The organism is Microbacterium sp. MYb66, from assembly GCF_002979435.1.
Taxonomy (GTDB): Bacteria; Actinomycetota; Actinomycetes; order Actinomycetales; family Microbacteriaceae; genus Microbacterium.
Genome location: NZ_PCOV01000010.1, coordinates 67,947 through 81,247, shown reverse-complemented (window position 1 = coordinate 81,247; position 13,301 = coordinate 67,947). Strand labels below are relative to the sequence as shown.

At 70.3% G+C, this 13,301-nt stretch carries 9 protein-coding genes; 2 read left to right on the top strand and 7 right to left on the bottom strand.

From position 1 onward, the window contains the following. The 4 genes from CQ045_RS16475 to CQ045_RS16460 all read right to left on the bottom strand — a co-directional run bounded on the left by CQ045_RS16475 (window position 1) and on the right by CQ045_RS16460 (window position 5,397). Window positions 1–1,404 (bottom strand): amino acid permease, encoded by a 1,404-nt coding sequence (locus tag CQ045_RS16475; RefSeq protein ID WP_105725675.1) that lies wholly within the window; start codon window positions 1,402–1,404, stop codon window positions 1–3. After that, window positions 1,401–2,492, bottom strand: coding sequence for a histidinol-phosphate transaminase (gene hisC, locus CQ045_RS16470; protein WP_105725673.1), 1,092 nt, complete (start codon window positions 2,490–2,492; stop codon window positions 1,401–1,403). Before hisC ends, CQ045_RS16475 begins: the two co-directional genes overlap by 4 nt. A 228-nt stretch (window positions 2,493–2,720) precedes the next feature. Beyond that, window positions 2,721–4,523, bottom strand: coding sequence for a thioredoxin domain-containing protein (locus CQ045_RS16465; RefSeq protein WP_105725671.1), 1,803 nt, complete (start codon window positions 4,521–4,523; stop codon window positions 2,721–2,723). 4 nt (window positions 4,524–4,527) lie between these two features. Further along, window positions 4,528–5,397: a helix-turn-helix transcriptional regulator gene (locus CQ045_RS16460; RefSeq protein WP_105725669.1), complete on the bottom strand. Its 870-nt coding sequence runs from the start codon at window positions 5,395–5,397 to the stop codon at window positions 4,528–4,530. Window positions 5,398–5,520: 123 nt separating this feature from the next. On the opposite strand from CQ045_RS16460, the gene CQ045_RS16455 reads away from it, so the two are divergent. After that, window positions 5,521–6,501 carry an aldo/keto reductase gene (locus tag CQ045_RS16455; RefSeq protein ID WP_105725667.1) on the top strand — a complete coding sequence of 327 codons (981 nt, stop codon included), beginning with the start codon at window positions 5,521–5,523 and terminating at the stop codon, window positions 6,499–6,501. Window positions 6,502–6,528: 27 nt separating this feature from the next. Here the strand turns inward: CQ045_RS16455 and msuE are convergent, their stop codons facing one another. The 3 genes from msuE to CQ045_RS16440 all read right to left on the bottom strand — a co-directional run bounded on the left by msuE (window position 6,529) and on the right by CQ045_RS16440 (window position 9,283). After that, on the bottom strand, window positions 6,529–7,098 hold the full coding sequence (gene msuE, locus CQ045_RS16450) for an FMN reductase (protein ID WP_105725665.1): 570 nt from the start codon (window positions 7,096–7,098) through the stop codon (window positions 6,529–6,531). Between the two features lie 77 nt (window positions 7,099–7,175). Then, complete coding sequence (locus CQ045_RS16445) at window positions 7,176–8,012, bottom strand: aldo/keto reductase (protein WP_105725663.1); 837 nt, start codon at window positions 8,010–8,012, stop codon at window positions 7,176–7,178. Window positions 8,013–8,077: 65 nt separating this feature from the next. Next, window positions 8,078–9,283 carry a DUF1624 domain-containing protein gene (locus CQ045_RS16440; RefSeq protein WP_258131114.1) on the bottom strand — a complete coding sequence of 402 codons (1,206 nt, stop codon included), beginning with the start codon at window positions 9,281–9,283 and terminating at the stop codon, window positions 8,078–8,080. 43 nt (window positions 9,284–9,326) lie between these two features. On the opposite strand from CQ045_RS16440, the gene hrpA reads away from it, so the two are divergent. Then, on the top strand, window positions 9,327–13,277 hold the full coding sequence (gene hrpA, locus CQ045_RS16435) for an ATP-dependent RNA helicase HrpA (protein ID WP_105725659.1): 3,951 nt from the start codon (window positions 9,327–9,329) through the stop codon (window positions 13,275–13,277). Window positions 13,278–13,301 lie beyond the last annotated feature (24 nt).

Here is a 13,301-nt window from a genome sequence, read left to right as displayed (position 1 = left end):
CTACTCCCGCATCACGCCGGGACGGGCCATGCCCCGGGTCGCACGTGCCACGAGGAGCAGCACGCCCGTGAGGCCGAGGGTCAGCAGCAGCTGGATGCGCGCGGCCTCATCGATCATGGCGAGCGCGATGACGGCCGCCAGCAGCAGCAGGCACAGCCAGGAGAGCCACGGGAACCCCCACATCCGCATCGGCATCTGCTCACCCGTGCGATCCGCGCGACGACGGAGGATGATCTGCGCGACGGCGGTCGCGGTCCAGATCACGAGCAGCGTCGAACCGACCACGTTGAGGAGGGCGGGGAGGACCACGTCGGGGAACGCCCAGTTGAGCCCCACCGTGACGAAGCCGAACGCGACCGACGCCAGCACGGCGACGAACGGCACGCCCTTCAGGCTCGTGCGGGTCGCAGCGAGAGGGGCGAGACCGCGCTCCCCCAGTGAGTACGCCATGCGGGAGGCGCCGTAGATGTTGGCGTTCATGGCCGAAAGCAGCGCGATGATGACGATGAGATCCATCACGAGGCCGACGCCCGGAACGTTCAGGGTCTCCAGCACGGCCGAGAAAGGTCCGGCCTTGACCGCGGGGTCGTTCCAGGGCAGCACCGAGACGATGACGAAGATCGATCCGACGTAGAAGACGAGGATGCGCACGAGCACCTCGCGGACGATCCGGCGGATGTTGCGCGCCGGGTCGTCGGACTCGGCGGCCGCGATCGCGACGACCTCGGTGCCGCCGAAGGCGAACACGACGATGAGGAGGGCTCCCGCGATGCCGGTGAGACCGTTCGGGGCGAAGCCGCCGTTGTCGACGAGGTTCGCGATGCCGGTCGCCGGGACCCCGGGGATGAGCCCGACGATCGCGCACACCCCGACCACGAGGAACGCGATGATCGCCACGACCTTGATCGCCGCGAACCAGAACTCGAAGCGGCCGTAGTTGCGGACGCCGAACAGGTTCACCGCGGTGAGCACCACGACGAAGATCAGCACCCAGACCCAGGCGGGGATGCCCGGAGTCCAGTTGGCGGTGATCGCCCCCGCACCGGTGGCCTCGGCGGCGATCACCACGACCAGCTGGATCCAGTAGAGCCATCCGACGGCGCTGCCGGCACTGCGCCCCATCGCCTTCTGCGCATACGAGCTGAAGGCACCGGAGCTCGGCCGCGCGGCGACCATCTCGGCGAGCATCGCCATCACGAGCACGACGATGCCGCCCGCGACCAGGTACGAGACCAGGACAGCGGGGCCCGCGATACTGATCGCCTGCCCCGACCCGACGAACAGGCCGGCACCGATCGCGCCGCCGAGGCCCATCATCGAGATCTGACGCCGCGTCAGCCCCGGATGCAGGCCCTTCGTGGTCGTGGTGGTCGGGGGGACCTCGGTCACGCGCTCGCCGGTCATGCGCCGACCTCCACGCGCTCGGCGGTGGCCCCGTCACGGACGGACGCCGCGAGGGCGGCCTCCACCCGGTCGATGTCCTCCTCGGAGCCCGAGGAGATGCGGATGCCCTCCCCGGCGAAGGACCGCGCGATCACCCCTCCGGTCTGCAGCAGGCTTTCGAGTTCGTCCGTGCGATCGCCGGACGGCACCCAGACGAAGTTCGCCTGTGACGGAACCGCCGGCCAGCCGGCCGCGGTGAGCACGGCGTGCAGGCGGTCGCGCTGGGTGATCACCTCGTCGATCCGTCTCGCGAGTTCGTCCTCGGCATCCAGCGAGGCGAGGGCCGCGGTCTGAGCGAGGTCGGTCACGCCGAAGGGCACGGCGACCTTGCGCTGGTTCTCGGCGACGCCGGCCGGGGCGATGGCGTAGCCGATGCGGAGTCCGGCGAGCCCGTATGCCTTGGAGAACGTGTGCAGCACGGCCACATGCGGATGCCGACGGAACAGCTCGATGCCGGCGCCGCGGCTCTCGGTCGTGTCGAAGTGCACGTAGGCCTCGTCGATCACCACGAGCACGTCGTGCGGCACCGCGGCGACGAAGCGCTCCAGCTCGTCGGCGCCGACCACGGTGCCGGTCGGGTTGTTCGGGTTGCAGACGAAGATCAGCCGGGTGCGCGGGGTGATCGCCGCGAGCATCGCGTCGAGGTCGTGTCCGTAGTCTGCGTCGAGCGGCACCGGGACGGGCGTGGCACCGGCGATGCGGACCAGCGAGGGGTACGCCTCGAACGACCGCCATGCGAAGACGACCTCATCGCCGTCGCCGGCGACCGCATGGATCAGCTGGGAGGCGATCTCGACCGACCCCGCGCCGACGGTCACCTCCGACGGGTCGACGTCGTAGCGGGCCGCGAGCCGTTCGCGAAGCGCGGCGGCGCTCATGTCCGGGTAGCGGTTGATGCCGTCGATCCGGTCGCGCACGGCCTGGGCGACCGACGGCAGCGGCGGGTGCGGCGACTCGTTCGAGGAGAGCTTCGAGGCACCGGCCGGGGCGGAGCGCCCCTGGCGGTACGCGGGAACGGCGTCGAGTCCGGCGCGGGTGGGGAGGGGCATCGTCAGAGCATCCTTGCTGTGATCACGGGTGGGGTCGCGCAACAGTAGAACGGATCCCTGGTACTGAGCAATCGGTGCACCGGATGCTGCGCAACCCGCGCAACCGGCGCCCGTCCAACCGCGAAAGCCTGGGCAGATTGCACAGTGGATCGCTCAACACCGTCAGGCCCCGGTCCCCCGGCCGCCGCCTTCGTGTGGCAATCCGTGGGTACACGACGGCAGTCGGAATCAGCGGGAGATCGAGACCTCCGACGGCTCGCTCACCGGCAGCCGGCACACGAACGCACGGCAGTCGTAGGCGCGTTCCACCGTCTCGTGCTTGCCCTCGAACAGCTCGAAGCCGGCATCCGCGAACGTCTTCGCCTGCCCCGGATCGACCACGGCGATCACCTCGGCGTCCGCACCTCTGGCGGCCTCGGCGAGTTCCCCGTCCCGCGCGGACGTCACCACGACGAGCTGGCGCGGGGGCGCGGCCAGCCCTGCGGCCGCCCGCAGCAGCGACCCGTGGGCGAACGGCTGCTCGAGGGAGCGCTCGGCGAGCGCGCTCACGGTCGCGGCGGCCGCCTCTCGATACCGATCCCCCGCTCCCAGCCACCAGGCGGTGAGGGCGGCTCCGGCGACCGCGGCGGCATCGGAGGGCAGATCTCCGTCGGTGTGATCGGGCGAGGTCGCGATGCCCTGCGCCGAGAGCAGCGGATCGTCGACTCCCGCGCCCTCCAGCGCCGTGTCGAGGATGCCTCGGGCCGTGACCGCCCACTCCGTCTGCCCGGTCGCCAGGGCGAGAGCGAACAGACCGTCGGCGAGGAGCCCGAGGTCGGCGGCGGTCGCCACGGCTGCGGAGGCTCGTCCCTCCAGCGACGCCCGCACGAGCACGCCGCGATCGTCCCGGTTGATCCGCAGCACGTGGTCGGCGGCGGCAGCGGCAGCATCGATCCACGACTGCTCGCCGAGCCTCGCTCCGGCACGGGCGAGCGCACCGATCGCGAGTCCGTTCCAGCCGGTGATCACTTTGCCGTCGACCGCCGGCGGCTCCAGAATCGCGCGCTCGGCGAGCGGGCGGAGGTAGTACCCGCCCTCGTTGCGGACCCCGTCGATCGTCGACTCCGAGTCCTGAGCCGCACCGATTCCGCCGCCGTCACGCTGGAGCACATCGATCAGGAAGGACGCGATGCCCCGCACGGTCTGCTCGTCTCCCGCGTCGAGCGCGACGTCGAGCAGCTGGGCGTTGTCGGTCAGCATCCGCTCATAGTGCGGCACCGTCCAATCACGCTGGGTGGCGTAGCGGAAGAAGCCGCCATCGGCGTCGCGCAGGTCCGATCCCGCCATCGCCGCGAGCGCTCGTGCCGCCGAAGCCGCCGCCTGCGGGGTGCCCTCCCGCACCAGAGGATGCTGCAGGAACCGCAGTGTCGTGGCGACGGGGAACTTCGGCGCACCGCCGAATCCGCCGTAGACCCGGTCCTCCCGTTGGGCGATCGCCTCGGCCGCCCTCGCGATGGCCACCACGTCGGGCAGGTCCGACGGCGTGGACTCCGCCGCGCGGGCAAGGGCATCGGTCACGGCATCCGCCGATTCCTCGGCCTGCTCGCGCCGCACGGTCCATGCCTCCCGCACCGCGGCGAGCACCTCGCGGAAACCGGGCATCTGACCGCGGGCCTCCGGCGGCCAGTACGTGCCGGCGTAGAACGTGCGACCACGGGGCGTGGTGAAGACCGTGAGCGGCCAACCGAGGTTCTGCGTGAAGGCGGACGCGGCGGCCATGTAGGCCCCGTCGACCTGAGGATGCTCCTCACGGTCGACCTTCACCGCGACGAAGCCCTCGTTGATGAGCGCGGCGGTGTGCGGATCGGCGAACGACTCGCGCGCCATCACATGGCACCAGTGACAGGTGGAGTAGCCGATCGAGATCAGCAGCGGGACATCGCGCCGCTGCGCCTCGGCGAACGCCTCCTCGCCCCACGGGTACCAGTCGACCGGGTTTTCGGCGTGCTGGCGGAGGTACGGGCTGAGCGTGTCGGCGAGCCGGTTCGTCATACGGCTATCCTCTCGCCTCCGCTGCCGTCTGGGTCAGGTTGGCGAGAAGCTGGAGCCGCTCTCGACTGGCGGAAGCCGGCTCGGCGGAGAACACGATCATCTGCAGCCCGCGGTCCGACGCGAGATCCATCGCCTGATACGTGAGGTCGAGGTCGCCGACGATCGGATGATGGATCGTCTTCAGGCCCGCGCGATGCTCACGGACGTCGTGCGCTGCCCACAGCTTCCGGAAGAGATCGCTGCGAGTGGACAGCTCGCCGACGAGGTCGCTGAGTCTCCGGTCGTATGGCGAGCGGCCCGCCTCGGCACGCAGCACGGCCACGACCTGCCGCGTCTGGGCGCCCCAGTCCCGATAGAACCCCTGCGCCCGGGGTTCGAGGAAGACGAACCGCGCGGCATTCGCGGGTGCAGGAGCGTCGTCGAGCATCTCCGAAAACAGAGCACGTCCGAGTGCGTTCGTCGCGACGGCGTCCAATCGGCCGTTCTGCACGTAGACCGGGACAGTGGACATCGCATCGATGGTCTGGCGCGTGGCAGCGGTGACCTGCACTGCCTGCGCGGGACGCTCGCGCTGTCGCGGACGCGCGCCCGCAGCGGCCGCGCGGATCAGGTCGTGCAGATGCGCATGTTCGGCCTCGTCGAGTCGGAGCGCACGGCTCACTCCGTCGATGACGGCATCCGAGACACCTTTCGCCTGACCCCGCTCGAGGCGCTTGTAGTACTCGGGACTCATCCCGGCCACGAGGGCGACTTCTTCGCGGCGCAGGCCCGGCACACGGCGGCGACCGCCGAAGTCGGGCAGCCCTACGTCCTCGGGGACGAGTCGCGCGCGCCTCGTCGTGAGGAACTCGCTGATGGCGTCCGGGGTCTCCATGCGATCGAAACTACGCCGAACACGACGCCAGAGGGGGTCCCTGTGGGGGCACCCATAGACAGGGCCGCGCTGAATCCGAAGAAAGCGGGTTGGGTCGAAGCACGGAACAGACGAAGGAAGAACATGAAGAACGCACATCTGGGAAGCATCGAGGTTTCTCGCATCGGCCTCGGCGCGATGACCATGGCCGGCACCTATACGTCCGGCGGCGGTCTCGACCACGACGAATCCGTCCGCACCATCCACCGCGCGCTCGACCTCGGCGTGACCCACATCGACACCGCGGAGATCTACGGCCCCTACCTCAGCGAGGAGATCGTCGGCCGCGCGCTCCACGGCCGACGTGATCAGGTGAGGATCGCGACGAAGTTCGGGCTCGTCTCGCACAGCGGTGGGGGCCCGGGAGTGATCGACAGCTCGCCGCAGAACGTGAAGGCGGCCGTCGAAGGCTCGCTGCGCCGCCTGGGCACCGACCGGATCGACCTCTATTACCAGCACCGTGTCGATCCGAACACGCCCATCGAAGACACCGCCGGCGCCGTCGCCGATCTCATCGCCGAGGGCAAGATACTTCATTTCGGACTGTCGGAGGCCTCTGCACAGACGATCCGGCGGGCGCACGCCGTGCAGCAGGTGTCGGCTCTGCAGACGGAGTACTCGCTGTGGACTCGCGACGTCGAGCAGGAGATCCTGCCCGTTCTTCGCGAGCTCGGCATCGGGTTCGTACCCTACTCCCCACTCGGGCATGGCCTCCTGACGGGCGGCATCCGCTCGTCCGCCGACATCCCCGACGACGACTGGCGCAAGTCGAACCCGCGGTTCGTGGGCGAGAACCTCGATCGGAATCTGCGTCTCGTAGACGAGGTCCGTGCGATCGGCGCCGAGATCGGCGCGACCCCGGCGCAGACGGCGCTCGCGTGGATTCTCTCCCGGGGGGACGACATCGCGCCGATCCCTGGCACTCGTCGGGTGGCGCGCGTGGAGGAGAACATCGCCGCCGATGCCATCGAGCTCACCGCGGATCAGGCTGAGCGTCTGTCGCGGCTCGAACCCGCGGCGGGCGCGCGACACGACGAGGCCAACATGGGCACCATCGATCAGTGACCCGCGTCGTGGGGAGTATGCCGTCGGTCAGCTGACGAGCAGTTCGACCGGACGCGCAGCCGCGTAGCCGACCAGCGGCAGGGCACGCTCGGCGGCGAGAGAGATGCGCGCCTTCAGCACATCCGACGCGATCTCGTAGCCGTCGAAATCGGTGTTGCTCGCGTAGACGCCGAGCGGAAGGGTGAGCGCCTGGAAGAAGGCGAACAGCGGGCGCAGTTGGTGCTCGATGATCAGCGCATGCTTCTCTCCGCCGCCGGTGGCCGCGAGCAGCACCGGCTTGCCGACCAGATCGTACTGCCCGACGAAGTCGAACAGGTGCTTGAAGAGCCCCGTGAAGGAGGCGCGATAGACCGGACTTCCCACGATCAGCAGGTCGGCGGACTCGATCGCCTGCAGCTGCTCCTCGACCTCGGGCGGCAGCTGGTCGCGTCGGAGGGCCCCGGCCAGGCCCGGTCCGATCTGCGTGAGCTCGATGAGCTGCGACTCGACCTCGGCGCGCTCGGCGATCGCGGCCGTGATCGCACGGACGAGGGCTGTCGTCTTGCTCGGCTCGTGCAGGGATCCCGACACGGCGACGACGCGGAACGGAGCTGTCATGCTTCGAAGCTACTCACGACGACGCCCCGTGTCGCGCGAAGCGACACGGGGCGTCATGTGAGCCGGAAGGCCTCGCCTCAGTTGACGTCGTCCGGGTGCGAGCCGACGCGGCCGGTGCCGTCGAGCGGGTCGAGGGCGTCGATCGCCGCGATCTCGGCATCCGTGAGCTCGAAGCCGAAGACGTCGAGGTTCTCGCGCAGACGCTCGGGCCGCACCGACTTCGGGAACACGATGATGCCCTTCTGCAGGTGCCAGCGCAGCACCGCCTGCGCGGGCGTGACCCCATGCGCGGACGCGGCCTCCGCCACCGCCGGAGTGCCGAACAGGTCGTACTTCCCCTGGCCGAGCGGGCCCCACGCCTCGATCCGCACGCCGTGCTCACCGGCCCAGGCGACCACGTCGCGCTGCTGGTAAGCGGGGTGCAGCTCGATCTGGTTCACGGCCGGCACGACGCCGGTCTCGGCGACGACGCGCTCGAGGTGGGGAACCAGGAAGTTCGAGACGCCGACGCTGTGCGTGAGGCCGGCCTCGCGGAGCTCGACGAGCTTCGAGAACGCGTGCAGGTAGTCGCCGACCGCCGGGGCGGGCCAGTGCACCAGGTACAGGTCGACCTCGTCGAGGCCGAGCTTCTCGAGGCTCTCGCCGATGGCCGCGCGAGGCTCCTCGCCGTGATGGCGGTCGTTCCAGAGCTTCGTCGTGACGAACAGCTCGTCACGCGGGATGCCGGAGGCCGCGATGGCCGCGCCGACCCCCTCTTCGTTGCCGTAGATCGCGGCGGTGTCGATGTGGCGGTAGCCGATCTCCAGCGCCTCGCTCACCGCACGCTCGGTCTCTGCCGGCGGCACCTTGAAGACGCCGTAGCCGAGCTGCGGGATGGAGTTGCCGTCGTTCAGTTCGAGTGCAGGAATCGTCATCCCTCCAGCCTATGACCGGTGTCAGACGTCGAGGCCGGGTGCGGAGGAAAGAAGTCGCAGGACTCTCAGCGCCGGGGAACCGCGGCCATCGCCGCCGCGCCCCGTCCGACGAGGCGCTCGAGCGGGCCTCGTCCGAGGAACATCGACCACAGCGTCGTCAGCAGGAGCAGAGCCACGGCCGTCGCCGCCCAGAACGCGTTGCTCGTGAAGAAGGCACCGGGCCCGCCGATCAACACGATCGACAGCACATGCGCACTGTATGCCGTGAGCGGCATGGAGCCGAGCGCGCCCAGCGGCAGCAGCACCCAGCGCAGCGGTCCGCTCAGCAGCAGGCACAGCGCGATCACTGCGAGCGCGAAACCGCCGGACCCGAGGATCTCGGCGGTGCCGCCGCTGTGCGGCTCGACCGCGAACACCGCGGTGACGGCGGCGCGGAACGGGTCGGTCGCGGCGAGCGCCTGCGCGTAGTCCTCCCATCCGGACGGCGGCGACCAGGCGCTGGACCCGCCTTCGAGGATCGAACCGTCGATGCTCGAGGAGACGTCCGCGCTCGACGAGATAGCCCCGGACGAGCCGGTGATCCCCGTGACCTGGGCGATCCCGCCGAGGCAGTACCCCAGCACCGCGAGCGCGAGCCCGACGCCGAGTGCGATCGCCGCGGTGCGCAGCTGGTCCACGCGGAGACGCCCGAGCGCCATGCCGCCGAGGACGAAAGCCATCCACACCGTGATCGGATAGCTGCCGTAGAGCACGAAGCCGATGCCGGAGCCGTAGGGGTTGAGCATCACCGCGTTCAGGAACGCGAGCAGGGCAGGACCGATGAGCGCGAGCAGTCCCGCCGCCACGAGCAGCTGCCGGGGCCGCCAGCGCAGGAACGGGATCACCGCGACGTAGAGCAGACCGTAGAGGGTGAGGATCACGGCGATCGGCGTGTTCAGCATCTCCAGTGCGAGACCGATCAGGAAGATCACCGCACCACGGCCGATCAGGTTCAGGCGGATGCTCGGCATGCGCTCGCGCTCCGGGAGCACGCTGCGTCCGGTCATCAGGGCGATCGAGATTCCGGCGAGCACCGCGAAGAGTATCGAGGAGCGCCCGTGCACCAGATCGGTCCAGGTGGCGGGGTCCACCCAATCGAAGGCCTCCGTCTCGCCGATGTGCGCTCCGGCCATGCCGAGGATCGCCAGTCCGCGGGCGATGTCGAGCCCGAGGATGCGCGGAGGTCGCCCGAACTCGCGGAACCACCGGACGGGAGGCAGTGCGTTGATCACCAGATGATCGTAGGGGGCGGATCCCGTCATACGATGGAGGGCTATGTCCTCCCCCGTGATCTCGTTCCCCCCGGAGCTGCCCGTCAGCGCCGCCCGGGCGGAGATCGCCGACGCCATCCGCGACCACCAGGTGGTGATCGTCGCAGGTGCGACGGGGTCGGGGAAGACGACACAGCTGCCGAAGATCGCGCTCGAGCTCGGCCGGGAGCGCATCGCGCACACGCAGCCGAGGCGTCTCGCCGCTCGGACCATCGCCGAGCGCGTCGCCGAAGAGCTCCAGGTGGAGCTGGGCACGCTCGTCGGCTACAAGGTGCGCTTCACCGACAAGGTGTCCGATGCCACCCGCATCGCCCTGATGACCGACGGCATCCTCCTCAATGAGATCCACCGCGACCGGCTCCTCACCCGCTACGACACGATCGTCATCGACGAGGCGCACGAGCGCTCCCTCAACGTCGACTTCCTGCTCGGCTACCTCGCCCGCATCCTTCCGGAGCGCCCCGACCTCAAGGTGATCATCACCTCCGCGACGATCGATCCGGAGAGCTTCGCGAAGCACTTCGCCGCGGCCGACGGCACTCCCGCACCGATCATCGAGGTGTCCGGCCGCACCTATCCCGTCGAGATCCGCTACCGGCCGCTCGTCGACGACGAGGACGCCGACGTCGGACAGACCGCGGCGAGCACCGGCGAGCCCGAGGACGAGGTCACCGCGATCGTCTCCGCGCTGCGCGAGCTCGACCGCGAGGCCCCCGGCGACGTGCTCGTCTTCCTCCCCGGCGAGGCCGAGATCCGCGACGCGGCGGATGCGGTGCGCGGCGCCTATTCGAAAGACCGCTCCCCGACCGAGGTGCTGCCCCTGTTCGGACGACTCTCGTCGGCCGAGCAGCACCGGGTGTTCGAGCGCAGCAGGGTCGCCGGTGTGCGCCGCCGGGTCATCCTCGCCACGAACGTCGCCGAGACGAGCCTCACCGTGCCGGGGATCAAGTACGTGATCGACACCGGCACCGCCCGCATCTCCCGCTACAGCAATCGCTCGAAGGTGCAGCGCCTCCCGATCGAGGCGATCTCGCAGGCCTCCGCGAACCAGCGCTCCGGTCGTGCCGGCCGCACCAGCGACGGCATCGCGATCCGCCTCTACTCGGAGGAGGACTACGCCAAGCGGCCCGAGTTCACCGAACCCGAGATCCTGCGCACCTCCCTCGCCTCCGTCATCCTGCAGATGCTGTCGCTCGGCTTCGGCGACATCACGGCGTTCCCCTTCCTCACCCCGCCCGACTCGCGCGGAGTGAAGGCCGCGTTCGACCTGCTCACCGAGCTGGGCGCCGTCGAGCCCTCCCGGCGCGACGGTGCCCCGCACCTCACCCGAACGGGTCGGGACATCTCGCGGATGCCGATCGACCCGCGGTTCGCGCGGATGCTGATCGAAGCGGGAAGAGCGGGTTCCGGCGGAACCGTGACGCGCGACGTGCTGGCGATCGTGTCGGGAATGACGATCCAGGACGTGCGCGAGCGGCCGGAGGAGCGACGGGAGGAGGCCGACCGCCTGCACGCCCGGTTCGTCGATCCGACCAGCGACTTCCTCACGCTCCTGAACCTGTGGAACCACTTGCGCGAGCAGCAGCGCGAACTCGGGTCGAGCGCGTTCCGGAGGCTGTGCCGCGCCGAGCACCTCAACTACGTGCGGGTCCGGGAATGGTTCGACGTGCACCGCCAGCTGCGAACGCTCGTCAAGGCCCCCGGCCGCGAGGGCGACATGGGCGGCGCGAGCGACCCCGACGCGATCCACCGCGCGGTGCTGTCGGGCCTGCTCTCTCAGATCGGCATCCTCGACGAGCGCACCGCCCCGACGGGCAAGGCGCACTCCCCCGCGAAGGAGCCGAAGGGCCGGCGCATCGCCGAGTATCGCGGCGCCCGCGGCATCCGCTTCTCGATCTTCCCCGGCTCGGGTCTGCGCAAGAAGAGCCCGCGTGCGGTGATCGCCGCCGAGATCGTCGAGACCTCGCGCACCTTCGCGCGCACGGTCGCCGCGATCGACCCGGCGTGGGCGGAGCCCCTCGCGGGCGATCTCGCCAAGCGGCAGGTGACCGAACCGCACTGGTCGAAGGATGCCGGTGCCGCCGTCGCCTTCGAGAAGGTGACGCTGTTCGGGCTCGAGATCATCCCGCGCCGACGCGTGCAGTTCGCCCGCATCGACCGGGCCGCCTCCCGCGAGCTGTTCGTGCGTCATGCGCTCGTCGAGGGCGAGTGGGATCCGACACGGATCGACAAGCGGGTGAGCGCGTTCTGGCGCAGCAACGCCGAGCTGCGCAAGCGCCTCAAGAAGCTGGAAGAGCGCGAGCGCCGCCGCGACATCCTCGCCGGCGACGAGGCGGTGTTCCGGTTCTACGACGAGCGCATCCCCGCCGACGTGTTCGACGTGCGCTCGTTCGAGAGCTGGTGGCGAGAGGCCATGGCCACGACGCCGAAGCTGCTCGTGATGCGCGAGAGCGACCTCATCGACGACGAGGAGCGCGCGGATCAGCGCGAGTTCCCGACCCGGTGGACGCAGGGCGACCAGGTCCTGGGCCTCGCGTACCGGTTCGAACCCGGCGCCGACGACGACGGCGTCAGCGTCGTCGTGCCGCTTCCGCTGCTCGCCCAGCTCGAGGATCGCGGCTTCGACTGGCAGGTTCCGGGCCTTCGCGCCGAGCTCGTGACCGGACTGCTGCGCGCCCTGCCCAAGGCCATCCGTCGGCACGTCGTCCCGGCGGCCGACTGGGCCGAGAAGTTCGGCGCCGAGCTGGCCGAACAGGGTCCCGAATCGCACGGAGGCCTGCCGCCGCGCACCCTGAAGGAAGCCCTCGCCCGACTCATCCAACCGCTCGCCAATCAGCTCGTTTCCGCCGCCGACTTCGACGACGAACGCGTGCCGCCGCACCTGCGCATGAACTTCCGGGCGGTCGACGAGCGCGGTCGCGTCGTCGGCTCGGGGCGCGATCTGCGCGCACTGCAGACCGAGCTCTCCGACCGGGCGCGCAGCAGCGTCGCCCGATCGATCGCCGCCCCGGCCCGCCCCGGACACAACGCCGGGAACCGCGGTGCCGAGCGCGTCGCCTCCGCCCCGATCGAGCAGACCGGACTCACCGCGTGGACCTTCGGCGAGCTGCCCGAGGTGCTCGACACCCGCGTCGCGGGCGGCGTCGTGCGCGGATACCCCGCGATCGTCGACCAGCGCAAGAGCGTGTCGGTGCGCGTCGAGTCGACACCGGATGCCGCGGCGGCCGCCACCCGCGACGGCGTGCTGCGTCTCGTGCTGCTGGGCGTCCCCTCCCCGTCGTCATACGTGCAGGAGCACCTCACGAGCCAGGAGAAGCTGGCGCTCGCGGCGTCGCCCTATCCGTCCGCCGCCGCGCTGATCGAGGACTGCCGCGCGGCCGTGGCCCGCCGCGTGATCGATGCCTCCACCGGCACCGCGACCGGCGAGGACCGCGGCATCGTCCGCAGCGAAGCCGAGTTCGCGCGGGTCCGGGATGCGGTCTCGGCGACGCTGGTCGACGAGCTCTTCGCCTGCGTCTCCCTGGTCGCCCGCATCCTCACGAAATCCCGCGAGGTCGAGCGCGGCATCAAGTCGCAGAACTCGCTGTCGCTGCTCGGACCGCTGAACGACATCCGCACGCAGCTCAGCGGGCTGCTGCATCCGGGTTTCGTCTCGGCGGCCGGTGCCGAACGGCTCACGCACTTCCCGCGGTATCTCGAGGGGATGCTGGACCGGCTCAAGACCCTCGCCAACGAGCCGGGCAAGGACCGGGCGCGCATGACCGAGTACGAGCGGATGTCGAAGGCGTTCGAAGACGCCGGCGGCACGATCCCGCTCGCCGCCGACGCCCCACCCGCCCTGGTCGAGGCACGCTGGCTGTTGGAGGAGTACCGCGTCAGCGTGTTCGCCCAGCGCCTCGGCACCGCGCAGCCGGTCTCGCCGCAGCGCATCATGAAGGTGCTGTCCGGCCGCTGAGGCGCCCCGCGCAGGTAGCCTGAT